The organism is Marivita sp. NO-S04, assembly GCF_059070475.1.
The window spans coordinates 4,207,551-4,233,665 of sequence record NZ_CM180980.1; the positions used below are offsets into that span (position 1 = coordinate 4,207,551).

26 protein-coding genes are annotated in these 26,115 nt (G+C 62.3%); 7 read left to right on the forward strand and 19 right to left on the reverse strand.

The window, feature by feature from the left end:
- Positions 1-163 precede the first annotated feature (163 nt).
- The gene (locus tag ACK3EW_RS21290) at positions 164-571 is read right to left on the reverse strand and encodes a hypothetical protein (RefSeq protein WP_493807750.1); all 408 of its coding nucleotides are present in this window, start codon (positions 569-571) and stop codon (positions 164-166) included.
- Positions 572-587: 16 nt separating this feature from the next.
- Between ACK3EW_RS21290 and mobC the strand changes: the two genes are divergently transcribed.
- Complete coding sequence (mobC, locus tag ACK3EW_RS21295; protein ID WP_493807751.1) at positions 588-833, forward strand: plasmid mobilization relaxosome protein MobC; 246 nt, start codon at positions 588-590, stop codon at positions 831-833.
- Positions 820-2,307: a relaxase family protein gene (locus ACK3EW_RS21300; protein ID WP_493807752.1), complete on the forward strand. Its 1,488-nt coding sequence runs from the start codon at positions 820-822 to the stop codon at positions 2,305-2,307. The genes mobC and ACK3EW_RS21300 overlap by 14 nt, the downstream gene beginning before the upstream one ends.
- A gap of 237 nt (positions 2,308-2,544) precedes the next feature.
- On the opposite strand, the gene ACK3EW_RS21305 is transcribed toward ACK3EW_RS21300, so the two are convergent.
- The 4 genes from ACK3EW_RS21305 to ACK3EW_RS21320 form a co-directional block, all read right to left on the reverse strand.
- Entirely contained in the window at positions 2,545-2,862 is a 318-nt protein-coding gene (locus ACK3EW_RS21305) for a hypothetical protein (protein WP_493807753.1), read from the reverse strand.
- Between the two features lie 1,080 nt (positions 2,863-3,942).
- Positions 3,943-4,413: a helix-turn-helix domain-containing protein gene (locus tag ACK3EW_RS21310; protein WP_493809770.1), complete on the reverse strand. Its 471-nt coding sequence runs from the start codon at positions 4,411-4,413 to the stop codon at positions 3,943-3,945.
- Positions 4,355-4,507 carry a hypothetical protein gene (locus tag ACK3EW_RS21315; protein ID WP_493809791.1) on the reverse strand — a complete coding sequence of 51 codons (153 nt, stop codon included), beginning with the start codon at positions 4,505-4,507 and terminating at the stop codon, positions 4,355-4,357. Before ACK3EW_RS21315 ends, ACK3EW_RS21310 begins: the two co-directional genes overlap by 59 nt.
- A complete protein-coding gene (locus ACK3EW_RS21320; RefSeq protein WP_493807754.1) occupies positions 4,498-4,638 on the reverse strand; it encodes a hypothetical protein in 141 nt (46 codons plus the stop codon). The genes ACK3EW_RS21315 and ACK3EW_RS21320 overlap by 10 nt, the downstream gene beginning before the upstream one ends.
- Before the next feature lie 140 nt (positions 4,639-4,778).
- Here ACK3EW_RS21320 and ACK3EW_RS21325 point away from each other — a divergent pair, with 140 nt between their 5' ends.
- Positions 4,779-5,327, forward strand: a complete 549-nt coding sequence (locus ACK3EW_RS21325) for a DUF3489 domain-containing protein (RefSeq protein ID WP_493807755.1) — start codon at positions 4,779-4,781, stop codon at positions 5,325-5,327.
- Between the two features lie 9 nt (positions 5,328-5,336).
- Here the strand turns inward: ACK3EW_RS21325 and ACK3EW_RS21330 are convergent, their stop codons facing one another.
- The 12 genes from ACK3EW_RS21330 to ACK3EW_RS21385 form a co-directional block, all read right to left on the reverse strand.
- Positions 5,337-5,546, reverse strand: coding sequence for a DUF7220 family protein (locus ACK3EW_RS21330; protein WP_493807756.1), 210 nt, complete (start codon positions 5,544-5,546; stop codon positions 5,337-5,339).
- 243 nt (positions 5,547-5,789) lie between these two features.
- On the reverse strand, positions 5,790-6,101 hold the full coding sequence (locus tag ACK3EW_RS21335) for a hypothetical protein (RefSeq protein WP_493807757.1): 312 nt from the start codon (positions 6,099-6,101) through the stop codon (positions 5,790-5,792).
- Positions 6,102-6,194: 93 nt separating this feature from the next.
- On the reverse strand, positions 6,195-8,141 hold the full coding sequence (locus ACK3EW_RS21340; protein WP_493807758.1) for a DNA/RNA non-specific endonuclease: 1,947 nt from the start codon (positions 8,139-8,141) through the stop codon (positions 6,195-6,197).
- 24 nt (positions 8,142-8,165) lie between these two features.
- Positions 8,166-11,264 (reverse strand): AAA family ATPase, encoded by a 3,099-nt coding sequence (locus ACK3EW_RS21345; RefSeq protein ID WP_493807759.1) that lies wholly within the window; start codon positions 11,262-11,264, stop codon positions 8,166-8,168.
- Positions 11,261-13,024, reverse strand: coding sequence for a trypsin-like serine peptidase (locus tag ACK3EW_RS21350; protein WP_493807760.1), 1,764 nt, complete (start codon positions 13,022-13,024; stop codon positions 11,261-11,263). Before ACK3EW_RS21350 ends, ACK3EW_RS21345 begins: the two co-directional genes overlap by 4 nt.
- Positions 13,025-13,027: 3 nt before the next feature.
- Positions 13,028-14,671 carry a S8 family serine peptidase gene (locus ACK3EW_RS21355; protein WP_493807761.1) on the reverse strand — a complete coding sequence of 548 codons (1,644 nt, stop codon included), beginning with the start codon at positions 14,669-14,671 and terminating at the stop codon, positions 13,028-13,030.
- Positions 14,672-15,043: 372 nt separating this feature from the next.
- A complete protein-coding gene (locus ACK3EW_RS21360) occupies positions 15,044-15,715 on the reverse strand; it encodes a hypothetical protein (protein ID WP_493807762.1) in 672 nt (223 codons plus the stop codon).
- Positions 15,712-16,761: a helix-turn-helix domain-containing protein gene (locus tag ACK3EW_RS21365; protein ID WP_493807763.1), complete on the reverse strand. Its 1,050-nt coding sequence runs from the start codon at positions 16,759-16,761 to the stop codon at positions 15,712-15,714. The genes ACK3EW_RS21360 and ACK3EW_RS21365 overlap by 4 nt, the downstream gene beginning before the upstream one ends.
- Positions 16,758-17,195 (reverse strand): VRR-NUC domain-containing protein, encoded by a 438-nt coding sequence (locus ACK3EW_RS21370; RefSeq protein ID WP_493807764.1) that lies wholly within the window; start codon positions 17,193-17,195, stop codon positions 16,758-16,760. The genes ACK3EW_RS21365 and ACK3EW_RS21370 overlap by 4 nt, the downstream gene beginning before the upstream one ends.
- Positions 17,192-17,476: a hypothetical protein gene (locus tag ACK3EW_RS21375; protein ID WP_493807765.1), complete on the reverse strand. Its 285-nt coding sequence runs from the start codon at positions 17,474-17,476 to the stop codon at positions 17,192-17,194. Before ACK3EW_RS21375 ends, ACK3EW_RS21370 begins: the two co-directional genes overlap by 4 nt.
- Positions 17,473-17,736 (reverse strand): helix-turn-helix domain-containing protein, encoded by a 264-nt coding sequence (locus ACK3EW_RS21380; protein ID WP_493807766.1) that lies wholly within the window; start codon positions 17,734-17,736, stop codon positions 17,473-17,475. Before ACK3EW_RS21380 ends, ACK3EW_RS21375 begins: the two co-directional genes overlap by 4 nt.
- A gap of 144 nt (positions 17,737-17,880) precedes the next feature.
- The gene (locus tag ACK3EW_RS21385) at positions 17,881-18,258 is read right to left on the reverse strand and encodes a hypothetical protein (protein WP_493807767.1); all 378 of its coding nucleotides are present in this window, start codon (positions 18,256-18,258) and stop codon (positions 17,881-17,883) included.
- Between the two features lie 91 nt (positions 18,259-18,349).
- Here ACK3EW_RS21385 and ACK3EW_RS21390 point away from each other — a divergent pair, with 91 nt between their 5' ends.
- A complete protein-coding gene (locus ACK3EW_RS21390) occupies positions 18,350-19,615 on the forward strand; it encodes a tyrosine-type recombinase/integrase (protein ID WP_493807768.1) in 1,266 nt (421 codons plus the stop codon).
- Positions 19,616-19,629: 14 nt separating this feature from the next.
- On the opposite strand, the gene ACK3EW_RS21395 is transcribed toward ACK3EW_RS21390, so the two are convergent.
- Positions 19,630-20,235 (reverse strand): hypothetical protein, encoded by a 606-nt coding sequence (locus tag ACK3EW_RS21395; protein ID WP_493807769.1) that lies wholly within the window; start codon positions 20,233-20,235, stop codon positions 19,630-19,632.
- 153 nt (positions 20,236-20,388) lie between these two features.
- Here ACK3EW_RS21395 and ACK3EW_RS21400 point away from each other — a divergent pair, with 153 nt between their 5' ends.
- The 3 genes from ACK3EW_RS21400 (at position 20,389) to ACK3EW_RS21410 (ending at position 25,304) form a co-directional block, all read left to right on the forward strand.
- On the forward strand, positions 20,389-21,381 hold the full coding sequence (locus ACK3EW_RS21400) for a helix-turn-helix transcriptional regulator (RefSeq protein WP_493807770.1): 993 nt from the start codon (positions 20,389-20,391) through the stop codon (positions 21,379-21,381).
- A gap of 481 nt (positions 21,382-21,862) precedes the next feature.
- Positions 21,863-22,879: an AAA family ATPase gene (locus tag ACK3EW_RS21405; protein WP_493807771.1), complete on the forward strand. Its 1,017-nt coding sequence runs from the start codon at positions 21,863-21,865 to the stop codon at positions 22,877-22,879.
- Between the two features lie 178 nt (positions 22,880-23,057).
- Positions 23,058-25,304, forward strand: a complete 2,247-nt coding sequence (locus ACK3EW_RS21410; protein WP_493807772.1) for a S8 family peptidase — start codon at positions 23,058-23,060, stop codon at positions 25,302-25,304.
- A gap of 173 nt (positions 25,305-25,477) precedes the next feature.
- Here ACK3EW_RS21410 and ACK3EW_RS21415 read toward each other — a convergent pair whose 3' ends face one another.
- Positions 25,478-26,110 (reverse strand): tyrosine-type recombinase/integrase, encoded by a 633-nt coding sequence (locus tag ACK3EW_RS21415; protein WP_493807773.1) that lies wholly within the window; start codon positions 26,108-26,110, stop codon positions 25,478-25,480.
- Positions 26,111-26,115: the final 5 nt, after the last annotated feature.

The window sequence follows — 26,115 nt, forward strand, 5'->3', positions numbered from 1 at the left end:
CGGCCCCGCATGAGATCAAACCTCTGGAAGGGACCCAAGGGGTGGGGGGGCTGAAGGCCGCGGCTGGCCGACACCAAGCCAATTCGGGCGCCGGTGCGGCCGCACGCTTCCGCACCGGTGTCGGAAAGGGCATCTTTGTGCGTCATTGGGCGGGCTTTCGATTCTATCGGGCTTGATCTTCGAGCAGGCGTTGGAGCTGCCGTGTGGCTTCTGCCAGCACGTTTGGCTGCGCGGCCTCGAATGCCGCGCGTGTGGCGTCCTGTATCATCTCCTTCGGGATGGATGGGCCGAACATCTTCTTGATCGGGAACCTGGCCTTGCCCTTACGGACAAAGGCGTTGTTGCCGAGGGAGCCGACGAGGAACGCGCTCTCGAACCGTTGCCAGCGGCCCCAGGGCTTGGCGCGGACGCCGTAGCCGAACTGCCGTGGGCTGAAATGCGACAGCCCGAGGTAATCCCCACGCGCCTCGATCGTGTAGGTCAGGTTTGCAAAGGTTGACCGGATCGTGCGTGTCTCGCGGTTGATCAGCGCGGCTTTTGCGCCGGTCTGTTTGCGCAGGGCACGGTGCACCTGAGTGCGGACCTTGTTGTCCGAATTGATCCGCGCGGCTCTTTCCGGACAACGCCTGCGCACCCGGCGTGCGGCCCCGCGCGTTGACCCCGATCTGGTGCGCGAGCTGGCCCGGATCGGGAACAACCTCAACCAGCTGGCCCGCGCCGCGAACCGCCGCTCTCCGGTGGAAACCGTCTCCCTCCTGGTGAAGCTGATCGAGATCGACCGGGAGCTGGCCGTTCTGCGTGCTGCACATGAGAGGCCGCGTGATGCTGATTAAGTTCACCAGCGGCGGGCGGGGCGGGGGTGGGACCATCGCGCAGTATCTGACCGCCCCGGACCGCGAGGGCCGCGACCATGCTCCGCCCGAGGTTCTGCGCGGTGACATGGACCGGACGCGGGACCTGATCGACAGCATTGACCGGAAGTGGAGCTACACCCATGGCGTGGTCAGTTTCGCCCTGGAGGACGCGCCGACCGAGGATCAGCAGCGCCTGGTCATGGATGAGCTGGAGGCGCTGGCCTTCGCGGGTCTCGACCCCGAGCAATATGACATCACCTGGGTGCGTCATCAGCACACCGAAGGCGGGCGGGTAGAGCTTCACTTCGTGACCCCTCGCCTGGAGCTGACCACCGGAAAAGCCCTGAACATTGCCCCGCCGGGCTGGGAAAGCACCTTCAGGCCGCTACGGGACTGTCTGAACCATTCCCATGGCTGGGCGCGGCCAGACGATCCGGAGCGCGCCAGAGAGCTGCACAGCGCCCCTGTGCGCGATCTGGAGGGGTTTTCCCTGCGTGAGGGCAGGGAAGCCCTCCACGGCCTCCTGACAGACCTTGTGGGTGCCGGTCTCATCCAGGACCGCGCCGGGATGGTGGCGGCGCTGGAAGACGCCGGCATGACCGTTCCCCGGCAGGGCAAGGATTACATCACCGTGCAAGACCCCGAGACGGAAGAGCGCTTCCGCCTCAAGGGCCGGATTTACGAGAAGGACTGGACTTATGACGCAGAGCTTGACCGAGCGGCTGCAAGCGCGACACGCCACGCAGATGGCCGAGATCGAGGCCCTGACCTCGGCCGAGCTGAAGAAGCTCGCCGAGAACTTGATGCGCGTATCGGAAGCCGAGCTGATTTCCACGCACGACGCTATCCGCGAGATGAACGCGAGATGGACCTCTCAGCTGGAGACCGTGAACGCGATCGCGCGCTGGTGGTGGGTGGCGCTGATCGCGACCTGGGTGATGGTGGGGGGCTTATGGGCCTGGCACTCGCTGACCAACCCGACCCCGCCCCAGGGGATCGCGCAATATCAGAGGTTCTGGTTCGAGGGCCGGACCTATCTGATACTGCCCGAGGGGACGGAAGTGATGACATGCCGCAGCGAGGGACAGGTCATGCCCTGCGCGGCCCTACCAATGCCGGAGTAGATCATGGACCAGTTGACCCCCTTCGAGCGCGCCTTGCTCGCACAGTTCGAGAGTTTGGCGCGCGGGTCCGAGAACTCGCTGAAAGCCTCAAAGGTCATGGAGAGCGCCTTGCAAGACTGGTCCGCGAAGATTGGGGCCCGGATTCAACAGATCGAGGCGCGACAGACCGCTTTGACCGAGCACTTGCAGGACTTGGACACAGCCTTGACCGAGCAGACGCAGCAAACGAAAGCCTTGGTCGATGCCGTGAACAAGTTGCTGGCCACACAGAAGAGCTAGAGCGCGAGATCGAACGAACGGCTCAGCGAGATCGTGGATGGTCTCTATAAACGGGCCTATACAAGATGTTATCGGTAATTTTGTATGATACCTATCGTACGGGTTGAAGTAACTCGTTTACAGTGTGGGCACACTTCAGTTGTTATATTTCGATCAATAGAAGATCTTAATATGAATTTACAGTTATTACAAAAAGCACCATCACATACTGAGCAACACTCAACCCGATTAGCATTGGCAGTAGAACCACAGTTCTGACATGAATTTATAAATTCTGCCATTTTTCATCACCTTGCAAAAACAAAATACATTACTGCTAATAATACTAACACCCAAAACCAAGGGAATTTTGATCTATCTGAACCAGTCTTGCCATCAGACGTTGATTTATTTTTCCTTCCAGAGCCTCCGAACGTGATTGCCCGTGGGTTTCTGCGCTGATCTGCAAATTCAGATTCACTTGGCGCTCTTTCGCTGTACGTAAAATTGAGCACCATATTTCCTTTACCAGGAGCTCTGATACTACCCTTTTTTCTTAAATCGTTGATGTTTAGCCCGCTTTGGCTGTCATAAGATGGGAGCTCATTGTCATCACGCCAATCCACACCACTCCCTGAGCACTTCGGGCAGTTTCGATCAACGCCCCGAAAAGAATTATCGGGATTGCACCTCCAGCAGTTTGAAAAGTATGGCATCACGAACCTTAGAATGTTAATTATTTTACTGTCACACGCTCAGGACTTATGCCCAGCTCGCGGAATTTTTGCCATGCAAGGCTTTCAGCCTCAGCTCTAGAATTAGCCACAACGCTGGTGAATTTCCACGGCTTTCCATCCTTGTAAGCACAACATTCATACGACATACTCATTGCCTACCACCTCCCCACAATGCGACGTGTGTCATTGTTTACAGACCAAAGCCCGCCAGGGTATCCTTTATTACGTACGTTCATTTCCTCAAAGCATTTTGGACAATGGGTGAATCCCGTGTTCTGGAAACTTGTTTTCAATGCTTGAACTTCGCTTGAACTTCGTAAATTGTTCGGCAGTCTTCATCATCACACTTGATGGTCAGCCACTCATATCCACTCATAGTACTCTCCACCTGTCGTGCGTTCATTCATGGGAAGTCCGTGCCACAGTTTCGGCACTTACTGGAATAGTACTTGCTCGAAGATAAAAGGATATCAGGATTTGCGCAACATCCCCTGGAAGATCTCATCTTTCCTCGCCCTAATAGGGATAATATACCGACTACTATTACGGCGAGGATTATATACTCCATTGAATCATTTCTTACCGTTAAGCACGTTTGCGACCTTTGTTGCAGTGCTGTCTCGTGCGGCTGTCACCGGAGAACTACCAGAAGATGACCCTGAACCAGATTTCTGGGTGTTGGGCGACGAAGGCGTGTTGCTGAGCTTCTCGGACATGTCGTTCTCCTGTTTTGTGCATTAGCAGCTATGCGCTTATTTTTTCAGTATTTTGTCCACTGAATCGTTTGTTTTGTTGACGGCGCTCGTGACTGGGTGAGGCTTGTTCTCACTGGATCTGGATGTGTTGCGCTCCACAGAGCCTTCGCCGCTTCCTTTGCCTTGCTTGTCCACTGACATTTCACTCTCTTACTAGATGAAATCGTAGCCTATAGGAGATTCCCCATCGATCAATAGCTTTGTTCGAAGAACTTCATCGTATCTTCAGAAGGCGTCGCCAAAAGCTGGGACGCCATTGACCTTCCTGATGAAGGCCCTGCTGTCGCTCTGCCAGCCTACGCCAGTGATCCCGATCTTCCTTGATCTGCTCCAGCTGTTCCCGCAGCGCGTCCCGCTCTGCCTCGGCGCGTGCAAGTGAAATCGCCAGATCAGGAGTGGGCAAGGTGGGCACTTCAGGGTGGGCATGCACACTGGGCGTCCACTGGGCGTATGCCCACTTATCAAGTGCTTGCGGATCGATCTTCCAGTGATTTCGATTGTCACGAAATGCCTGTAAATCTCGGGATTCTATCGCTCGCATGATGGTTCTGCGGCTGACGCCTTTCATCTGGGCAGCCTGGGCGGGAGACATGGGCGCAGAGGTGGGCGCTTTGGTGGGCATGTGATCAGACCTTGCCCACCTTGGCACAGAAGTTCCGGAATGCCTTCTCGATGCTGGGCGCATCCAGGGCAATGCCCTTGTCCTTGCACCAGGCCCGGAACTTGTCCGCGATCAGCCCATTGTCCATGTTGCACCCAGCCGCCTGTTTCAGTCCCATCCAGTGGGCATCATACCCTCGGAGTTGAGCGCGCGGTTAAAGGCGCGCGCGGCTGCCTGTTCGCCAACCCGGTGGATCGCCACTTCGAAATGTACACGGGTCTGGTCGAGATCGCGCAAGATCACGTTCATGGGCCACCTTTATCGAGTTGATTGTCATCGGTGTCAGAGCGACACCAGTCATGCTGCATCGCGCCCGGCCCGCCAAACTGCGGGCTCCATCTGGTAGAAGGCAGCGCGCGACGCGTTGTCCCTGACCACCAGAGGACACGATGCTGAAACTCACTGATACCCAAAACCTGATCCTCAGCCGCGCGGCGACACGCCCGGGCAATCTGGCCATGCCGCTGCCCGAGGGTCTGCACGGCGCTGCCGCCAGGAAGGTCGTCACGATGATGACCGATCGCGGTTGGCTTGAGGAGGTCGATGCAGACCTGCGCAAGGGCGAGCCGCTCTGGCGCGAAACCGGCGATGGTCACGGCACCACGCTGGTGGCCACCGCGTCCGGACTTGAAGCCATCGGCATTGAGCCCCTTGTGGCGCAAGTTACCGCAGCCGTTCGAAAAGCCCGCACGCAGAAGGTCGCGCCCAGCGCGTCTGACACTCCCGCCCAGCGCGCCGGCACGAAGCAGGCTCAGGTGATCGAGATGCTGCAACGCCCCGACGGCGCGTCCATAAAAGAGATCGTGGCGGCCACGGCGTGGTTGCCGCACACGGCGCGCGCGGTGATTTCGTCCGCTCTGAAGAAACGTCTTGGTCTGCCGATTACGTCGCAAAAAGAACCGGGCAGGGGGACCGTGTACAGGTTGCCGCCTGCGTGACGGCACAGATTATCGCCAGCGTTCAAACACACGGCGCAGCGCGTAGCTGCGGATCAATGAGACGCCGACAAAAGCTGCGCCGATGGCAAGGTTGTCCTGCAGGCTCGCGGTTAACCCAAACCACGGGAACACGATCAGCTGTGTGAGCACGGCCAGCGCGTAGCCGACGACGACATTGGTCATCGCCTCAAGGAGCGACAAGCGGCGAGACTGGGGCATGGGTTGGTCTCAGGACGAAGTTGGTGAAGAAAGTCGTGACGCGTTTACGGGCGAGCTGACGTGGTGCCCAGCGCGGGACCGTATGTTCAAAGAAAAAGCGCCCGGGTGAACTTTCATCCGGGCGCAGCTCTTCGATGATCAAGGTGTATGTCAAGGGGGGCAGCTTGTAAACCCTCAATGTGAATCGGAGTCACTTTTTTAAAAGATCGCAATTTTTTCGGGTTTTTCACGTGTCGGTACCGATTACCGTTCTGACACGAGAGATCGCAGGTTGGCTTCGAAGGTTCTCGGGTCACCCATCAAATCGACCGTCTTGAACCGCATCACATGTCCTTGGACGGTTATTTCTTCGTCGACTGATCCCCCGGTCTGTGGGTGTAGGAGCATGCCTTCCGCCATCAGGCTTGCGGGGTCATCGTCTCGCTCCTGACTGCGCAAATATGTATAAAGCTGATGCATGTAGCCGCTTTTTAGGATCTGGTCGCGATAGGTGGATGCGGTAAAAATCGCAGTACATTTGGTGTCGATCTTGGCCACAATCTCAGTATAGGTCATGTCACGATGGTCCTGGGCTTGATTGTCCTTCATGTGTTGTGGCGCATGTCCCAGAAGGTTAGCCGCGAGTCACGTCGCGGAGTAATTACCTTACTAGAGAACAATATCATTAAGACTGTCGATCGGGCGCAGCGGCACGGCCGCAGATTCGGACCGCTCGACCCGGCGTGCCAGCGGGTCCAAGCCCGGCAGGGTGCCGAAGTCGTAGCCCAAGGTTGCCGCCAGATCAGCCAGACGCACCTGGAAGGTACGGAACGCACCGAAGGCGAAGCCTTCGATGACTTCGCTGCGGCCCTGCCGCGCCAGCATGGCCTGGATCAGCTGCCCCTGGCTGAGGACATATGCCGTGACATGCAGGCGCAGCACCTCGTCCTCGTCCTGCGCCAGCATGGTGACAACCTTCCAGAACGCCAGGGGGATCGTGGCGCCGGTATCTCCCAGCGGCGGGTCGTCGGGGGTGAAGACCGGCCCGGCCATCACATTGGCGCGAAAACCGTGGGTGGCAGTGGAGGACAGGATGTAGTTCTCCAGTCCCAGCCACATCTCGGTATTGCGGTTCAGGTCGGCATGTTGCGGCGCGCAGACGGTGTAGTGAAAGCTGTCGGCATCGGATTGCCGTGCGGTGTCGTCATCGGGGCCCCAGTTCGTCGCCGCGCGCCGCACCAGGTGGCCGCGGTCGATCTCCGGGTCGCCGTAGTCGGCGCCGCCCAGCTGGATCGCCTCGGGCAGGCGCATGTCCTTGCCCCAGGCGATGTTGCGCCGCTTGAGCGGGCGCATCCGACTTCCGTCGATGTTCAGCGCGCAGAGCGCTGGCATCTTCTGGGACACCGAATGCAGCACCGAGAAGTGGCGATAGCGCAGCTCGAACGGGCACTCGGCGCTAGCGTCGGAGGGGCGGGCGAGGTCCAGCCAGCCTGGCACCACCGGCAGCGGCACCTCGGCCACGCGCAGGAACTGTGGGTCATAGCCGGGACGCCCGGCGAAATGGTCGGCCGGGCGCAGCGGATCGCGGCGCTCGTCCAGGTCGGGCATGGCGGTGCCGGGGACCAACCCGCGCTCGCCGACCATCAGGGCGCGCAGGGTGCTGGCGCGGACCGCGCTGTTGGCGACGCCGTATTCGCCCGCAAAATGCAAGCCCACAGCGACGCGGCGTTCCAGGCTGATGACGGGCGAGCCGGAGTTGCCCCCCAGCGTCGTGCAGTCATGCGACAGCACCTCGTCTGGGCCCGCGGCGGTGATTCGCCCGGGCGAGAAGCGCTTGATGTCGTAGAGACCACGGAAATACCGTTCCATCGCGCCGGGATCATTGCGATAGGGATCGGCGGCGGGGTAGCCCACCACCGCCACCAGCTCGCCGCTGTCAGTGTCGCTGTCGGCCAGCGGCATCGCCACCGGCGCCGCACCGGCGGGCAGGTGCAGACGGGCGAGCGCGACATCGGCCTGAAAGGCGTCGGCGATGTAGGTGAACCCTTCGACCCGGTGCAAGCGCGCGGCGTCGGCGGGCATACCGGGCTCTTCGGCGGTGTTAAAGCGCGCGCCGTAGCGGGCGCTGCTGGTCGGCGCGAAGAGAAACACGCCGTCGCCGCGATGGGTGCGGCGCGCGATCTCGGTGGCGACATGACGGTTGGTGACAATCAACGGCCCGGCGGGATCGTCCTGTACCACCCAGGCGGTACCGCCCCAGGACTTGGCGTGGTTCACGAACTCCACCCGCCCGACCGAGGGCAGGAAACGCTCGACCGCGGTAATGCGGTCAGCGATGTCATGGGGAAAGGCGGTGCCGTCATTGGCGTCTTCCAGCAGCGACGTCTTGCCCTCGACCCGGTCGTTGCGCACCATCAGCGGCGGGCGGCCCGCCATCCGCACGATCGCCTCCAAGAACATCGGCGGATGCGCGGATTCCAGCGTCGAGCCGGGGGCAAGAAAAGCGGTGGCGACATCATCTGGATCAAGGCCCAGTTCGCGCAGGACCGGGTTGCCGCGTTCGGCGGCGCGGCGGATCAGGTCGCGGCTGCGGTCGGAGATCGGGGTGCTGTTCATCGTCAAGACCTCTGCTAAAAAGTGTCAGTCGAATTCTTCAGGTTGGGACAGAGCCGCGGGCACGACCAGCCCGGGCGGCAGGTCGCGGCGCAGCGCCGCCAAGGCGCGCGCAGCAGTATCGCCGTCCGGCATCCGGCCCTTGAGGCGGCCGGACAACCTTGTCCGCGCCTCGGGCTCGGGCAGCCAGAGCTGCGCCAGGCGGTCGGCATCGCGGGGCGGCATGGCCAGCAGGTGCTGCGTCACGGCGTCCAGGCCGACCGGTCCCTGCCAGCCCTTCGGCGGGCGCTTGGACAACGTCCACAGACCGTGCGACAGCCGCCGCCAGCGCTCGGCCGAGACGGCCAGTCGCGCGGTCTCGGCGTCGCGCAGCGCCAAGGCCATGGCGGTTGCCGCCTCGGTAAGCAAACCGCAGGCGGCCAGCAGGTCAAGCATGTCAAAAGGTGTGTCCAACGCGCGTGCCAGATTGTCCGGCGCCATGGTGATCCACGGTGCCTGAAGGCGCAGGATGCCGTGCAGGCGCGGCGCTAGTGCGGCCAGCCAAGCCGCCCGCGCCGCGCCCGTGCGGTCTGTGGCCAGCGCGGTCAGGGGCACCAGATGCGGGATCATTGGGGCGATGGTCACACCGGGCCGTAGCGCGTCCGGCAGGTCGGGGGTCAGCGACACGCCGGAGCGTTCGCGCCGCACCTCGGCCTCGGCCCGAAGACGTGTTGCGGCGCTTTCATTCATGCCTGGCATCCATGGTGCCAGCAGGGCCTCGGCCCCCAGTCGTCCATCCGAGGGCGAGGGCTCCGGATCGCCGGTCGTTGCCAGCGCCACGTCATAGGCCGAGCCCAGCAGCGCGCTGCGCCCGGAGGCGGGGGGCGCGGGCAGATCGGGCAGGCGACGGCGCGCCGTGACGAAACGCGCCTCGGCGTCGATCTCGCGCAGCAGGCGGGCGAGCGCTGGGTCGTGGTCGTCGCAGGGTGCGCCCATGGCCCGCCAGAGCCGCAGGGCCGAGGCCCAGGTGCCCGAGAGCCACAGATAGCCCAGCAACACCACCGCGCCGGGGTCGTCGGCCCGGAAGGGGTTGGACAGCGCCTTTTCCACCAGATAGGCCGCCTCGCGCAGGTCGCCGCCGGTCAGCATCAGGCGCAGATCGTCGGTCAGGCGCGGGTTCAGCGGACGGGGAGCCCGGGTGAACCCCGTCGTCAGGCGTCCGGTGGCGTGGTCATGGGCAAAGGCGGGAACGGGGCGTTGCACGGGGTAGAGCGATGGCCGCAGCGCGATGGAGTCGTTATCGGTCGTGTCCATCCAGTAAACCGGTGCGGTGTCAGGCGGCGCATCGCCCGAGCCTGCGCGGAAATTGTCCGACCGTTCTCCCCGGGCACGGCGCAGCGCGTCGCGGGCCTTCTGCGGAAGTTCGTCGATCATCGTGGCGCCAAGCCGGGTGGCGGCCAGGGGGTCGATATCCGGAATATCCGCCCCCGTGCGCGTCAGTTGCAGCCGGTGATAGAGCGCGGCGCTCGGGTCCGTGTCGGCGAGCACCTCGGCGGCGCGGGCGTTGACGCGGGCGGCCAGCTGCGGCTGGTCTGCATAGAGCAGCGGCAGGAACGCCGCTCGGATGTCGGCGCGATGGCGCAGCCAGCCGCCGCCGCTGTCGGCCTCGACTAGCCAGTGCTGGGTCCCCAGGTCATCAAACAGGGCCTCAGCCTGTCTCTCGGTCAGGGAAAGGTCCAGCGCGGGGGCCAGGATGGTGCCTATATACTCAGGGTGGATGCAGTGCAGCACCAGCCCGGCCTGTGCCAGAACGTTCAGCGGAGGATCGAGCCGCGACAGGATCGCGCGGTAGAGATACGCACCCGCCGTGTTTGGCCCCGCGCCTGGTGCCTCGGACAGCGACAGCCCGTCGGCATGGGCGCGCGCGCTCATTTTCAGCAGCAGCGGATTGCCCTGCGCCATGCTCAGGATCGCGGCGCGGGCCGTGTCTGGCACCTTCTGCGCCGCAAGGTAGCTGTCGGCCACCCTGTCCGGCAGGCCCCTTAGGATCACCCTGTCGCCGCACCGGTCGGGCACCGGGTCCAGCGCGTCGCCCCGCCCAGCCGAGATCACGCCAAGCGGCGCGACACCTTCGGCCAGCAGGATGTCGAGATTCTCGAACAACCGCATCACGGCGGTTTCGCCGCGGGCGCGCAGCACCTCCAGAGTGTCCAGCACGATCAGAACCGGCCGGGGCTGGACTGACACGATCCGGCCCATGGCGGACAGCAACTGCCGCGGCAGGGCATAGGCGGCTTCACGCGCGGACAGCGCGCTGCGTTCGCGTGCGGCTTGCAGACGGATGTCGCGCAGCGCTGCCGCCGAGGAGGGCAGCGCGTCTCCGATCTGGCGCGAGACCTCTTCGAAGAACGCGGTGGCGTCGGTGACGGCGAGACCCGAGCGGTCGAAATCTAGCCACACCGTCAGAACCCCGGTATCGCCGGCCGAGGCCGCCCGCACGGCGGCTTGCAGAAGGTAGGATTTGCCGATGCCCGGCAGTCCCGAGACGTGCAGGCTGCGAACCGGCGTCTGGCGATGCGGTTTGGCGATCCACTCGGCGATGCGCGCCTGTTCGGCCTCGCGTCCGAAGACACCGCCCGACAGAAGGTCGGTGGCGCGGGCGCGCTGTTCCGCGGCGTTCAGGGCGCTGCGCAGGGCCACGACCTGATCGTGGGCCGGGGCCTTCGGGCCTGCCCTTTCCAGCGTGTGCAACCGCCGCGCCAGCACGGAGGCGGGTGCCGGGCGGGCGCCTTCGGCATAACGCACAAGGCGGCGGATGGCGTCTGGTTGGTAGCCCGCACTACCGGTCAGGGCCTGTGCGACCGCGCTGTCATGCGCCGCCAGAGCGCTGTCCGGGGTCGTTTGCAGAACCTTGCGGCGCACGGCCGGGCGCAGGGTCCAGATCTGCCCCTCCTCATCCCGGGTGACTGTGCTGTCCGCGCGCAGTGCCGACAGGGCGGCGGCGATCACCAGGTCGTCCTCGGGCAGGCCGCCGACTAAAGCGGCCAACGTCTGTGCCGGGCGAAAGCCGCCGCGCAGGGCGGCATCGGTGCGCAGACGAGCGTGCAGGTCGCGCACGGCCCCCGGATCTGGCTGGCGCGCGGTCATGCCGCCAGCCTCTGGCGGAGGGTTTCGGCGAGACGCAGCGCGACGGTGCCCAGATGCTCGGCCGCCAGACGTTCGCTAGGGTGCGGCAAGCCGGCAAGCGCCTGTTCAACCTCGTGCCGGATGATGTCCGGGGACCATTCCAGACCTGTGTCGCGGCAGGCCTCGGTCAGAGTTGCGCGGATGTCGGCGACGGGTGTGTCGCCCAGAATCTCGACCAGCAGGCCCGGGCGGGTCGAGGTGTGGACGTCATCAATGCTTTCGAAACGGGTGTCGACCAGGCCGTAGGTCTCGAATCCGGCCAGCACAACATGCACGCCCGCGATGCGCAGTGCAAGGCGCACGATATGCTCCATCTGGAACTGGGCGCGCTGGCCCAAACCTTCGGGCGGGTTCTCGAAGAACAGCCATTGTTGGCGCCCGGCTGCGGCAAGGGCGCCGAGGCGATCCATCAGCGCGGCGGCGCGGTCGGCATCGCTGGCGGTTAGCGTGGTCTCGTCGCCGCGCACCCCGGCGCGGGGCGTTGCGGGATCGGCACCGGTCAGACTGTCGATAGTGGCGATCAGGTCGCCGCTGGCCTGTTCCGTCGGGATCAGCGTGACATCGGCAGCAACGTCCAGCCCCTGCAGAAGGGCCGTCAGGATGCGGTGGCTGAAGGACAGGCCTGTTGACATCGCGGTATCCGCGCGGCGGACCCACAGACCGGCCAGCATTGGCACCTCGCCCAGAGCAAGCGCGCGGGCCGCATCGACGAAAAGGCTGCGCCCCAGCACCAGATGTCCGTCGGGCGAGCCGTCCAGCGACCAGAGCGCGCGCAACCGGCTGTCGGCGGCGATCTCGTCACGAAAGGCGGAATTGGCAGCAAAACGGTCGAACGGTACCAGACGGCGGTTGTTGCCCCCCCGCAGTCGCCCCTGGTGCAGACCGACGAAGCGAAGCCCGCGGTCGAAGCCCGGCCCGCCAGACGAACCCGGCTCGGTCGCGATGTCATGGACGAGGCGCAGTTCGCCCGGGTTGCGCAGCACGCGCCCGGGGCTCCCGCCTGTGTCCTCGCCTTGCGGGAAATGCACCAGGAACAGGTGGCGTGGGCCGGTCCAGTTCGGGTCCAGCCCCTCGGGCAGACTGATGGCGGCAAGGCGGCGCCCGACCGGATGCAGCAGCTTCAGCAGCGCCGCGTCGGCATTGCTGACGGCGGCGGCTGTCGGGGGCAACCCGCCCAGGTGCTCGTCCGGGTGGCAGGGCGAGTCCCAGACCTTGCGGGCGACATGGCGCGTCCCGTCCTCGGCCATCACCTCCAGCCGCTGTCCGTGCGTCAGCGATTCGATGACATGGGCCGCGGTCAGCACAAGGCGGGGTGAGACGAAGGCGCCCGATCCCCACGGCGCGCCATCGATCAGGATGCGGCAGCGAAAGGCCTTGGCGCTGAAGGCGAAGCGGCCCAGTTCGTCCAGGTCGAAGCCGCCCTCGGTGACCTGCCCGATGGCCATGTCATGTGCCGCGGGCAGGGGGGCGAAGGGTGCAGGTGCGCCCTGCGGCAGCGCGATCTGCCGGGCGCGCAGCATGACAAGGAAGGCATCCGTCTGTTGCATCTGGTCCAGCAGCGACAGCAGCATATCGGCGGTATCGCGCCCGCGCAGCATGGCCTGCACCTCGATCGCATCGAGATTGTACTCCGCCGCCCCGGCGCCGAGAAAGCGCAGAGTCTCATCCACCACGGGACGGTGGGCTGCGATCACGGCGGCCAAGGCTGCGGCGGTCAGCATGGCCTAGACCGGGCCAAGCGCCCTTGCCAGCGCAGGGCGAGTGGCCAGTTCCGCGGCAAGCGCACCGGAGGGCGCATCGGGCACGGCGGCCAGCGCCTCGGCATGGCCGGTGGCAACGGCGCGTTCGCGCGCCGCGTTGCGATAGGCCAGCCAGAGGATTTCCGCGGCGTGATCGGCAAGGTCAGCGTCCAGCTCAGCCGCCGCCTTGGGCATCTGCGCAGCCAGCGCGGTGACCGCGACATTGAGCGTGCTTTGCGCCCCCTGCGGCGGCAATTGCGCATCGGCCACCGCCTCGGCCCCAGTGGGACCGGTGGGCAGCGGGGCGTCCAGCGTGCGTTGGGCATCCAGGAGCCCTGCGCCCAGATCGGCTGCACCGTTCCACACCGGCGGCGGCACGAGCCCTGCGGTGGCGCAGCGGTTGAACATGGCCTGCACTGTTGTCCTCGCCGCATCGGCGCGCGCCTTAAGCGCGGCGCGCCCGCCGTGCTGCGCGACCCAGAGCGCGGCCACCCCGGCGGTCAGCGAAGTGGCCAGGGTCGTGCCCTGCGCCGGACGAACACCAGCATCGGGGTCGGTCGCCTTGTTCTTGGCGGCGGCCCAGACCTGCTCGCCTGGCGCGGCGATCGTCACCTGCGGGCCGCGCCCCGACTTGGCCCAGGGCGTCAGACCCGGCGTCAACGCGGCTACGGCACAGCACAGCCCGTCCGGCGCATAGGCGGCGGGAAAGACGACCCAGGGCCAGCAGTTTCCGGCGGCCGAGGTGATGATTACCCCCGCGGCGACGGCATCGCGTAGCGCGCGTTCAGTCGCCGCCACCCGCGACGGACCGCCCATCGCGAAAGTGATGACATCCGCGCCCTCGCGGACTGCGTGGGCGATGGCAGCGGGAACATTGGACTGGTTGAAATTGATGACCGACCTGATGGCCCGGATCGGCAGGATCGTCGCCTCAGGCGCCGAGCCGGTGATCGCGCCGGGGCCGGTGGTGTTGCCCTGCTCGTCCGCCCTCCCGCGCGACGCCACAACCGAGCAGACCACGGTACCGTGGCCAGGGTGCTTCAGGAACCCGTCCGAGAAACGATCCTGCGCATCGCTGCCTCCCTCGACGAAATTGCGCTGCCCTTGCACGCGGATCGCGCCGTGCAGTTCCTGATGAGTGGAATGGCCGGTGTCGATCACCGCTACGGTGACGCCCGCGCCGCGCGTCGTCTGCCAGGCCTGCGTCGTGCGGATCACCGGATGCACCCAGCCGAACGGTAGGTCGTCGCGGCGCGGCGTCTCGCACAGGGCGGGAAAGCTCTCGGGGCTGGTGGCCCCCACCGCGACGGCGCCGATGATGGAATCGGGCAGCACCGGGTGCGCCTCGACCGCCTCCATCTCGGGCCGCAGTGCCCGCGCCAGGGAGAACAGCGCCCGTTCGTTACCCCGGGGCGAGACAGTTTCGAAATCGAGAAAAACATAGCGGTCGCTATCCATCTCGAAGGCGCTGCGCGCTGTCACGGTAAGGTCGGGCATCAGCGCCCCGGCCCGGACGGCGATCTCCGTCACAGAGCGGGGCGCGTCGAACACCAGTTCGAGAACCGCCCGGTCTTCGGGGGCGAGGATAACCTCGGACGCCTTCAAACGGGAAATGGCTTCAATAATCATGACTGCCTCTCGATATGGTGACGCAGATTGGCTCAACTTGATGAATTTTACACAATATTTCCATTGCAGCAAATCCCATGGACATGCCTCTCGGTGATAAAGTCCGAACCCATCGATCTGCTTCAAGGGTTTGCGATCGAGTGCCCGCAGTGGCGGCCTTCGAGTGTCGCTGTGGAGAACAATGAGTGGCCGCTTTCCGCCCTCAACGTCGGTCTCGCGCTTCATGCAGCGCTCTGCCCGACCGTGCGCAGAGTGTCGGGCTTACCCCGTCGCTGCCCCGAGCCTGAACGGCTGCTTAAGCAAAATGCGCGTAGAGGCGCGACAGGCTGCTACGGATCAACCACGCGGTTGCCCATGATGATCGTTCCCACGCTATGGCTGGTTTCGCTCCCACGGCCGACATTTCGGCATCACGCCTGTAACCTCAACCTCTCGCAGCAACCCCACGGCCTGCAATCCGTCACGCAAGTACTCTAGCGCCTGCCACCAGTCGTGATACGCGCGTCGCGCGGCGTTGATCTGCTCTGGATAGGGCCGCCATATGACGGGGCAGGCCAGGACCTCAACGGTTCGCCATTTTCCGCGGGACCAGACACGCTCGGTGCCAACGACGATTGTGACAGCTTTTGGTCCATGCTGGTTTTCAAGGACATCCACGGGCACACAGCGCGGCACGGCCCCCGGCATCCAGTCTGGCGTCATCCCCGCCCGCGCGAGCTCTGCCACACGAATGGCCATGCGCTTGCCGCCGTGACTGTCGGGGAGCCCGGCGACAATCGCAGCGATGACCTCGGCGTCGGGATGGGTGTAGCTGCCCAATTTGTAGCGCCCGCCGTCGACAGCGGTGCCAAGGACGGCGCGCTGCGCCAGCACGTGTTCCAATCCGAAGCTGCGGGGTTCCCCATCATCGGTCCCAGGCTCGGGCAGGTCGAGCTGGGCTTGCTCAACCCGGAAGGCCCATTCAAGGGCCTGCTGAATACTCAAGCTACGCTTGGCGCGGGCGCCTGTGCCGGAGCGGCCGTGCAGGCTTTGATCGTGTTTCACTGGATGTTCCTTTCGCGCAGGCGCTGGGCGGTGACGAGGCCGCGGTTCAACATCTGATCGCGCATGGCGTTGGTGATGGCGTTGGAGGGCAGGTAGCGGTCCGAGTTGACCCAATCGGCGTAGAAGGCGGGTGGATCGGCGCTGGGCGGGCTCGCCATGCACGCGGTGGCGGCCTTCTCCGAGGCGCGACGCGGTGCGCCTGCTGCTTCCGCCTTGCGCCGGGCTGCACGCTGCATGACGCGGTCAAGCGCCTTGGGCCCATCCGGCGGGGCAGGGTGGGTGTCCCGAGAGGCCGACGCTGCCGCAACGATCTCCGCCTCGGTCAGACCGAGATCGATCTTCCAGCGCCGGACGTGTTCCCGGGGTGGCCAGCCTTGCCACCAGCCGGGCAGGGCGCCGCTGGGATCGACGCCCAGCGCCGTGAGCAGCGCGCCAAAAAAATCCTCATCGCGGCTCGCGCGCGCCTGCGCGCCCTCCTCCTCATTTACTGGTTTACTTAAAGGTTCCCTTACAGGGTTAGTGTCCCATTTTGAGACACGGGAATCGCCATTTTTGAGACACGGGTTTGCGCCAAAATGAGACACGGGCCCGTGTCCCGGTTCGAGACACGGCGGAGCTGGGGTGGGGGGCTGCGCACCCGTGCCCTGCATGGCAGATTCGGCTACATCCCCGTGTCCCAAATCGAGACACGGGGTTTCTAGCGGCGCTGCAGGTGGATGTGACGGGGTTTCGGACCCGCCATCAGGATCCGGCGTGCCCTTGGTCAGGCCAGTGAGCTCGAAGCCGAGCAGATACCGGGTTGGGCGCTGCTGGCCGGTTTTGGTGTCGATGATCGGCACCCGGCGGATCAGACCACGGGCCTCCAGATCGTCGAGATGCCGGTTCAGCGTGGCGCGGCCGATCTCGCAATCCAGAGCCAGGCGCTCCTGCGTCGGGAAACACCCGAAGTCGGGATTGTAACGATCGCACAGATGCCAGAGGACAATCTTCGTTGTGGGCTTCAGCCCGCGTTGCTGGATCGCCCAATTGGTGGCGGCGTGGCTCATGACGACGCCCTCCCGGAACAAGGTCGAGACCCGGAGACGCCCAGCGCCGGGCTGCCGACAGCGCCGACCACCCGTGTGGTGAACCCGTGATCCGCCAGTGCGCCTAGCGCGTCATCCAAGGAGCGCACCAGTGCCCAGCCAAACCCTTGCGCCTGCACCGCGTCGCGAAACGCCCGCTGCGCCGGGCTGAGCTGCCCCTTGCGGGATTTGAGCTCGAGAAACAGCACACGGCTATCACACAGCACCACCAGATCGGCAAAGCCGGGATGCACCCCCATGCCGGTCAGGATGGCCTGGCGCTTGGCGCCCCGAGGCCCGGCCTGCGCAACCTCGTTGGCGCTGTGATGCACGATCGCCCCTTTGGGCAGGACGACCCGCAAAGCGCTGACCACAGCGCGCTGCAGGTCCGCCTCCGGTGTTCCGCGCGTCTTCATCGCCGGTCCTCCGGATCGGCCGAGGCGGGGCGGCCGCGGCCATGGGCTTTACCACCCAGAACGACCAGCAGGATGCGGGCATCCTCGCGCTCCTCGGGCGTCTGGCCATGCTGGACCAGCACATTGCAGGCCAGCCGCACCATGTGGTCGGAATGGTGCACCACATCGGCCACCACGATGCGGGCCTCGCGCAGGCGCTCGTCGATCCAGTCCTGGCGGCTATCATCGCGCGCGCCGCGCCGGCGGCGGCTTTGCGCACGGAAGGGCAGGGGAATATTCATCGACGTGCCCCCCGGCGTCCACGACGCTGGCCGATCGTCTCTTGCTCCTCCAGCCAGTCGAGAACGGCACTGCGTCGGTAGAGGATCTTGCGTCCGGCTCGGATGTATGGCGGCCCTCGGCGCGCATCCGCCCAGCGCCGGAGCGTTTCCTCACATACGCCAAGTTCCAGGGCAAGGGCAGGCCGGCTGATCCAGCCGCTCAGAAGCGTGGGGCCCTCTGAATTCGATGACCGACCGGCGTCGGTGCACATCTGTGTCATGTCATGTTCTCCCGATGATCGCCGGGTGTCGGCGAATGTGGTCTCTCATCCAAAACACACCAGGAGGGGTGGCAGGGTGGCACTGACCGGCAGTGACCGGCAGTGACTTTGCAAAGTTTGCCGGTATGCGTGCCACCCCCTGTTTTATTGACGATTGCGGAGTTCACGCTGCGCTGCGGCAAAATTTACAGCGGTTGTAAATAATCTTGGCATCGACTGCTGGTGATTCAAAACGCGCTGCGCGATCGCTGTAGCGGCGGATTCAGCCACATTCGCGGGATTTGAGCCAATTTGAGCAACATTCAGGGGTGGCAAGGGTGGCACTGACCGGCAGTGAAAATCAAAACCTGTGCCGGTCATTGATTTTATTGAGAAATCCCCTGTTTCCGCGGTTTCGGCCCAGTTTTGGAGGTGCAGGACGTCCTCCCCGTTTGCAGGCGGCAACCGGCATTTTGCCAAAACCGCAATAAAATATGGGGTGGCACGCAGACCGGCACGGTATGAAAAGTCACTGCCGGTCACTGCCGGTCAGTGCCACCCTGCCGGTTCGTTGCGCATGATTAACTTGATGGCGCCGCGTTTCTACGCGTGATGACGGGAAAGGAGGGTGCCGATGGCCAACAGAGTGCATTTGACAGAGAAAGTGCTGCGGGAGGCGTTGCCGGTCGCGGGACGGGACTATCAGATCTTCGATGATGACATCCGAGGGTTTGCGGTCTGTGTCTATCGGGGTGGGGGCAGGGCATTCACCTTCGACTACCGGGTTTCCGGGCGTCAGCGCCGCATGACCTTCGCGCGTTGGCCAGCATGGTCTGTCACGGCAGCACGGGATCGGGCGCGAGAGCTACGGCGTGCGGTTGATCTCGGGCAGGACCCATTGGCCGAACGTGACCTGCAGCGGTCTGTCCCACGCGTGCAGGATCTGATTGATCGATACCTCAAAGAGCATGCTGTTCGGCTTGCCCCGACAAGTGCGGCAGATCATAAATCGATGCTGGAAAAACTGGTGGCCCCGCATTGGGGAAAGAAGCTGGTGACGGAGATCACCAAATCCGACGTCGATCGGCTTTTGACCAAGATCGCCGAAGGGAGAGCGCGGCCGCACAAGGCCAAACCGAACAATCGGGCCCGCAAGCTGCAAGGCCCGAAGCGAACGCCGATCCGAGCGAACCGTGTTGGTGAAGTGCTGCGCAAGATGTTCAATCTGGCGATTGATTGGGGCATGCGGGAGGACAACCCTGCAAATGGCTTCTACCGTCGTGTTGAGACGCCGCGGGAGCGGTTTTTGACGAAAGAGGAAATCGACCGTGTGGCCGCCGCATTGGATGCGGACGAAGATCAACGTGCGGCCGGGATCATCCGCCTGTGCATGCTGACAGGCGCGCGTGTCGGTGAAGTTCGTCAGGCGCGGTTTGAACAGTTCAATTTGGACCTCGGGATCTGGACGAAGCCTGCCGCGACCACGAAGCAGCGCAAGGTGCACAGGGTGCCGATATCCTCGGATGTGGCCGCGATTGTGCGCGAACGGCTGTTGCTTGTGCCCAAGGGCAATCCTTGGCTGTTCCCAGGAGATGTGCCGGGGCAGCCCGTGAAGGAAATCCGACGCTTCTGGAGCCGCATCCAAAAAGTCGCCCAGATCGAGGACGCGCGCATTCATGACCTGCGCCATACATTTGCCTCGCTGCTGGTGAGCGGTGGCGCCTCATTGGAAATGATCGGCAAATTGCTGGGGCATACGCAGCTGCAAACCACGCAACGCTACGCACATCTGCTGGACGCGCCCCTGCGGGCAGGGGTGGATGCCGTGGCCGACGCTGTCCGGCCGCGGCTCAAGGTCGTCCATGACGCAGACGCAGGACCACGCGCAAGGAGCGCGTAAGTCCGTCACTCTGTTTATTTGCGCGCCTTTTTCAACGCACGCCAAACAGGCGAGACCCTGCGCCGTACGGAGCGCTCGTCTGGGAGATCATCGGCATCGCCGTTCTCGGCGAACCAATCCAGCATCGCAGATACCAAAGCCCCTTGGGAGTCAGGAACACCTTCTTCGTGAATGTAGAGGGTCAAGGCTTGCAGCATGCCTTCCCAGTCATACGGTGACACGGAGCCGGTGGCACCGCTGATGCGACCGAGCAAATTGTGCTTTTCCTCGAAACGATGCACTTGTGGCGCGGCGACGAGCAGGTCTGCTATGCACACCTTGACACCTTTTCGCGGCGTCGTGATCAAGGACCAGACCGGTATGTCCTTCTTGCGGACTCTGCGCACCCGCGCGACCTGTGGCCCGGTTCCACAGCGGCGGAACATGGAGATCATGTCAAAAGGACGGATCACCACCTCGCCTGCGATCACGTCCTCGGTGCAGGTCACTGGCGGGATGCCAGTCAACATGTCGAAATTCCCCGATGCTGCCCAGCCGGCAATATCTGCATTTGTGCACCCCCATCGCGCAGACAAGTCGTTGACGGAGTAGTAAGCAGGCTTGGGCAGTTTCATGTTCATAAAGGACTCCTGTTCCAGGTGAGGTCGCTGCGGCCGCGCCGCTGAACCGAATGATGATGAGCAATGGGTCGCGCTGAGGGGATGTCATCTGCGACTCGCTTGCTGGTCCATTCTGTCCTACCGTGGGTGTCACAACCTTACGTGGAGGGCATGATGTCGTTTCAAAAAGCGCAGGATCTCATGCGGATTGCCGAAATTGCGAACTCTCGGCATCGCGGTATTTGTCTGAATGACGTGGAAGAAGAGTTCGGGGTGAACCACAGAACCGCCCAGCGCATGATGCGCGCGTTCGAGCTGGCCTTTCCGTCCTACACCTGCACGACAGACGCAGACCGGCGGAGGCGGTGGAAGATCCCCGACACGTCGATCCTCTCGATGCGCGGTTTACAGGACACGGAACTTGTGGCGCTTGATATGGCGATTGTGCGCGCGCGACGCGATGGGGCCGAGCAGGACGCCCGGGTCCTCACATCCATTCGGGACAGGTTGCTAGCGACAATTCCCAGCCTTGACGCGCGCCGGGCGCAAACCGACGCCGCAGCCCTCCTGGAAGCACAAGGTTTTGCTTGCCGCCCCGGGCCGCAGGTGAAGATTGACCCGAGAATACTGGGCGTCATCACAATCGCGCTCAAAACGCCGTTTTCTTTGGAGATCCTTTATCAGGGTGCAGCAGACGCTGAACCCAAGTTGCGACATGTGGAGCCCTACGGCATGTTGCTGGGAACACGGCAATACCTGATCGCGGTTGATGTCAAGAAGCGGCGAGAGTTCCGACGTTTCCGGACAGACAGGATCAAAGAGGCGAACATCACCGGGCAATCGTTCCGTCGAGACCCGGAGTTTGATCTGGCCGCCTATGCGAAAAAATCGTTTGGGTCCTATCACAGTGACGCGGAGTATCGGTTGGTCAGGTGGCGCTTCACCCCTGACGCGGCTAAAGAAGCACGCGAGTTTGAATTCCATCCAACACAGATAATGACCGAAGACCCCGATGGCAGCCTGCTGGTCGAGTTCACGGCATCCGGCTGGCTTGAGATGGCGTGGCATCTTTACCAATGGGGCGATCGGGTCGAGGTCCTGGCCCCGGCAGCTTTGCACGACATGGTCGCCGACTACAGAAGAGGGGATTGGCCGTCGCCGCCCTGAGGAGTGCATCGGCGACTGCACGATTCCCCGCAAAGGTTAGGACAGGTGCAGCCAGCGTTGATGGGCAGTCAGGTTTGGCTGCTCCCTGGTCGTTGCGAAGCCGGTGCTCGTAGCGGATAATAAAGCTCTATGGCTGCAGGTGCGGCAGACGACTTTGTGGGCGGGAAGCTGCCATTCGCTGCGGGTGCGTACCCATCCTGGGCTCGACGTGGAACCGGACATTCCGCCACCTCCCGGCCGCCCATGTCGCGCCGCTGCCCGCATCGACAACCTTCAGGCATGCGGAAGTTCGCTGTTGTGGCGCAATCACGTTGCCTTGGGTACGGAAGAGGGCATAGCAGCAGACGCTTTAGAGCTGTGCTTTCCTCACAAGGCATGTGCAGAGTGCAACAATCTCTAAAAACTGGATCGATGGCGTCACGTCGTATTCGCAATTTTCACAGGACTGTCTAAGATGGCCCGCAACAGGGAGACGAAACTGGTGGCCAACGCAAAGCAACTCATTGGACTCTTGAAGAGTCACGTTGAGGGGAACGAAGAACGATTCTTCGATCTCGCGCTTCAGCTTGCGTCCGCAGAGGAACAAAAGGGTCATACTCGTTTAGCCGAACAGCTTCGTCAGTGGGTTGAAGCGGGGCAGACACCTAAGTCGCAGACGCCAACCCCAACATTGATCGCCAAGCCACGGGGCGAGTTGGCATCGATCATTGGGACTGCCTATCCAGAGACCAGGCTGAATGATCTCATCCTACCAGAAGCTGTGTCGTCGGAGCTCGAGCAACTCGTCGTCGAGTTCCGCAAACGCGACATCCTGGAGAAACATGGTCTGACACCACGGCAACGTGTGTTGTTGGCGGGTCCCCCGGGCACCGGAAAGACCATGAGCGCATCGGCATTGGCGGGTGAATTGAAGCTTCCGCTCTATTCCGTGCTGTTGCACGGGCTGATTTCAAAGTTCATGGGGGAGACGGCCTCCAAACTGAATGCGATATTCGAGGCCGTCAGGACCCAACGCGGTGTCTACCTGTTCGATGAGATCGATGCCCTTGCCGCCACCAGAGATAGCGACAATGATGTTGGCGAAGCGCGGCGAACCCTAAACTCATTTCTCCAATTCATGGAGGAAGACACAGGGCCATCATTGATTATCGCGACAACGAACCTGCCGCGAATCCTGGATAAGGCAATCCTTCGCCGCTTCGATCTTGTATTGATGTACGATCTACCCACCGCCGAAGCGATGCAGAAAGCCATGTCGCGCCGCCTGATCGGATTTGATTTGTCCGAAGTTATCTGGGACGATGTGGTTGAGCAGGCCCACGGCCTTTCATCCTCTGATGTAATTCAGGCCGCGATGGACGCCGCACGTCGGGCAGTATTGGATTCGAAAAAGACAATAACGTCGGCTGATTTGTTACGTTCAATTGGTCGCCGACGAGACTTGCAGGCGTTGGGTATAAGCAGTGGCAGAACGGAATCTCCCTCACATCGTAGTTAACGGTGTCGCGACAAGAAAAGGGTTCAAAGGTCGCGGCGGGGGTGGCAGTCCAAGGCCATCCCAAATCCAAGATAGACAGGCCCATGCACAAAGGTTGGTCGCAGAACTTGATGCCATTCCGGTCACAGAGACTGCCAAAGCAACTTACATCGCTGTTGAGGGACGCCCTGGCGAACCTTTGATCGCAGACAAATTCAACGTCAGCGGGCTATCACTTCTTTCCACGCAGGATGCCGACATCGAACAGCAGATTGCTGGACGCGCAATCATCAAAGCAAACCGTTCGAAAGATGGGTTGACCAACCTGAAAGGCAAGTTGAACGAGTTCGCTGGTGACCTTCGACCGCCAAACAAAAGTGGTGTTAGGAACCCCTACAATGCTGACCTTGCGAACAGTGTTGGCATGTTTGCCGAGATTGAACTGCGGGATTTGTGGCGACACCCTACTAAGCCCTTTCCGCAATCTGCCGAACCAATCGCATGGGAGGTTTGGCTTGAACCCGATGAGGTCAATGACTTTGTGGCCAAGGCTGTCGAAGAAGGGATGACGGTCTATCCCGACCGCCTAGAATTTCCTGAAGACACGGTTGTTCTAGTCGAAGGAACGACGGATCAAATGGCCACAACGACCGTTGGAACAGGCTCTGTACGAGCCGTTTCCCCACCTGGTGTGCCAATCGATTTTGTCGATGGCCTAGAAGCGGAAGAACAGGCCGAGTGGGTTCAGGATGTTCTTGGCCGGACGCAGTATGTGCGTCAAGCTCAACAGAATGCGTCTTACGTTACGCTCCTAGATACGGGCATCACGTTGGCGCACCCATTGATCCAGCCCGCGTTGGACGCGGCAGATCGCCATGTGGCTGTGCTCGGTTGGGACCTAGAGGACCTGGATGGTCATGGTTCCAGAATGGCAGGCTTGGCTCTCTTCGGGGATTTGCGTTCCCATCTGCAAAGCACATCTGCAATCCAAGTCCCTCATCGGTTGGAGTCGGCGAAAGTCATCCCAGATGCGGGTCAGAACCCTTATCACCTGCTTGGAGATCGGACCCAGAAAGCGATCAACGCGGTGGAAGTCGAGCCGAATAGATTAAGAACCTTCGCGCTGGCAACCACGACTGATGATGACACCCCGCACAGCGGAGCCCCCACGTCCTGGTCCACCGAACTGGACCAACTTGCCGTAGGTCGTTCTGGCACTGTGAAACAGCAAAGGTTGATTGTCGCATCGGCAGGAAACCTATCTCCTCAGCATGACGGCACGGCGAACTATCTTGCCAAATGTGACGACAATGATGAAGCCGAGATCGAGTCTCCGGCACAAGCATGGAACACAATTGCGGTGGGTGCGATGACCGAAATGAGCGGTTTTGGAGGTCCAACCCATGGGGCAACCCTCGCCCAGATCGGAGACCTGGCACCGATGTCTCGCACAGCGAGTTGGACCAAAACCTGGCCGATCAAACCTGATATCGTGTTGGAAGGCGGAAACTGGTACGATGACGGGCTTTCAACGACACCCAATCAGCATTCTGATTTGATGCTGGTTTCGACCAGTCGGAATTACCCTGCTCGGTCTTTCACACACATTTCTGACACTAGTGCCGCAACGGCTCTGGCCGCTCGTGAAATCGCAATCCTTCGCGCCTCCTATCCCGACCTTTGGCCAGAGACGATCCGCGCTCTTTACGTGGGCTCGGCGAGATGGACTGATCAGATGTGGTCTCATGTTGCGCCAGCGGATCGAAAGAAAAAGGGTGCCTACGATGTTATGTTTACCCGATATGGTTACGGTCAGCCGAACTTGGAACGTGCGCTGAGCAGCGCCAGCAGCGCGATTACACTGATCGTTGAGGACACCATCCGCCCCTATGAGAACAAGGGATCGGGACGTAAATTGAACGAGATGCGGTTGTTGGAACTGCCATGGCCGACGAACGTTCTCCGTAGCCTTGTCGGACAGAACGTTTCTTTGCGCGTCGCCCTCAGCACTTTCATTGAACCGAACCCATCGGAGGTCGCACGTGGCCGAAAGAACAGATACGCATCTCATGGTCTGCGCTTTGCCCTGAAGGGTGCGGATGAAGGCGTCGATGCCTTCACCCAACGTGTCGGTCGCACGGCGGCTGAAGACCAACAGGATGACAACGGTCCAGACAGTGGCGAATGGGACTTCGGCTACAATCGCCGCAGCGTCGGGTCCCTGCACATTGACACGCTTACCGTCGCTGCCAGCGATCTTGCGCAACGCGGGGTTCTTGCCGTCTATCCGGTCGGGGGCTGGTGGAAAGAAAATCGCAATGTGGACCCTGAGCGGTGCGAGGCGCGTTTCTCATTGGTCGTCGAAATTGATGCTACCGAGGCAGACGTGGACCTTTACGCGGAAGTCCAACAGAAAGTGGCACCTCAAGTGAAAATTCAGGTCTGAGCACATCCTTAGTCGTTACCACTTCGTCTATCCTCGCGGCTACAATCCCACTTTCCGTTTTGACGCACTGCGCAGCGAATGACCGCAAAGCGCAGTGCTCCGCAGCATTACATCTCAAGCGCGAATGGCTGGTATGGGCCGACCAGCGCATGGCTCGCCAGTCGGCGATATCACTACAGATCGATCCCTTCAGACAAGGACAGCGCATCGTCCAGGTCGACACCAAGATACCGAACAGTGCTGTCCATTTTGGTGTGCCCGAGCAAAAGTTGAACAGCGCGCAGGTTGCCCGTCTTCTTGTAAATCTGTGCCACCTTCGTGCGTCGCATCGAATGGGTGCCGTAGGAGCTCGGTTCAAGCCCGATCGACAGAACCCAGTCGCGCATGATCCGCGCATACTGGCGCGTAGACAGATGCGGGCTGGCATGGACACGGCTGGGCCAAAGATATTCGCAACCGATCATCTCTGGATCTTTGATCCAACGCTCAACCGATAGTCGCGTGGTTTCGGTGATCTCGAAGCGGACAGGCTTGCGGGTCTTGCTTTGCGTGACCGAGGCGCGCTCCTTGACACGGCCTGCGGCGTAAACATCGTTCACCTTCAGGCAGACTAGGTCGCAACCCCGGAGCTTGCAATCAATGGCCATGTTGAACAGCGCAAGATCGCGTTTATTGTCGGCCATTTCCAGCCGGACACGGATGGACCAGACATGTTTGGGCAACAGCGGGCGTTTCTGGCCGACGATGCGGCCCTTGTTCCAAGGCGCGCGTGTGGGACGAAGGGCGGGAAGTGTTTCGATGGACATAGCTT

Coding starts and splice junctions, on each gene's coding strand:
- ACK3EW_RS21310 (WP_493809770.1), bottom strand. CDS start 4,413: ATGCGCCCAGCATCGAGAAGGCATTCCGGAACTTCTGTGCCAAGGTGG.
- ACK3EW_RS21315 (WP_493809791.1), bottom strand. CDS start 4,507: ATGGGACTGAAACAGGCGGCTGGGTGCAACATGGACAATGGGCTGATC.
- ACK3EW_RS21320 (WP_493807754.1), bottom strand. CDS start 4,638: ATGAACGTGATCTTGCGCGATCTCGACCAGACCCGTGTACATTTCGAA.
- ACK3EW_RS21325 (WP_493807755.1), top strand. CDS start 4,779: ATGCTGAAACTCACTGATACCCAAAACCTGATCCTCAGCCGCGCGGCG.
- ACK3EW_RS21330 (WP_493807756.1), bottom strand. CDS start 5,546: ATGCCCCAGTCTCGCCGCTTGTCGCTCCTTGAGGCGATGACCAATGTC.
- ACK3EW_RS21335 (WP_493807757.1), bottom strand. CDS start 6,101: ATGACCTATACTGAGATTGTGGCCAAGATCGACACCAAATGTACTGCG.
- ACK3EW_RS21340 (WP_493807758.1), bottom strand. CDS start 8,141: ATGAACAGCACCCCGATCTCCGACCGCAGCCGCGACCTGATCCGCCGC.
- ACK3EW_RS21345 (WP_493807759.1), bottom strand. CDS start 11,264: ATGACCGCGCGCCAGCCAGATCCGGGGGCCGTGCGCGACCTGCACGCT.
- ACK3EW_RS21350 (WP_493807760.1), bottom strand. CDS start 13,024: ATGCTGACCGCCGCAGCCTTGGCCGCCGTGATCGCAGCCCACCGTCCC.
- ACK3EW_RS21355 (WP_493807761.1), bottom strand. CDS start 14,671: ATGATTATTGAAGCCATTTCCCGTTTGAAGGCGTCCGAGGTTATCCTC.
- ACK3EW_RS21365 (WP_493807763.1), bottom strand. CDS start 16,761: ATGAGCCACGCCGCCACCAATTGGGCGATCCAGCAACGCGGGCTGAAG.
- ACK3EW_RS21370 (WP_493807764.1), bottom strand. CDS start 17,195: ATGAAGACGCGCGGAACACCGGAGGCGGACCTGCAGCGCGCTGTGGTC.
- ACK3EW_RS21375 (WP_493807765.1), bottom strand. CDS start 17,476: ATGAATATTCCCCTGCCCTTCCGTGCGCAAAGCCGCCGCCGGCGCGGC.
- ACK3EW_RS21380 (WP_493807766.1), bottom strand. CDS start 17,736: ATGACACAGATGTGCACCGACGCCGGTCGGTCATCGAATTCAGAGGGC.
- ACK3EW_RS21390 (WP_493807768.1), top strand. CDS start 18,350: ATGGCCAACAGAGTGCATTTGACAGAGAAAGTGCTGCGGGAGGCGTTG.
- ACK3EW_RS21395 (WP_493807769.1), bottom strand. CDS start 20,235: ATGAACATGAAACTGCCCAAGCCTGCTTACTACTCCGTCAACGACTTG.
- ACK3EW_RS21400 (WP_493807770.1), top strand. CDS start 20,389: ATGTCGTTTCAAAAAGCGCAGGATCTCATGCGGATTGCCGAAATTGCG.
- ACK3EW_RS21415 (WP_493807773.1), bottom strand. CDS start 26,110: ATGTCCATCGAAACACTTCCCGCCCTTCGTCCCACACGCGCGCCTTGG.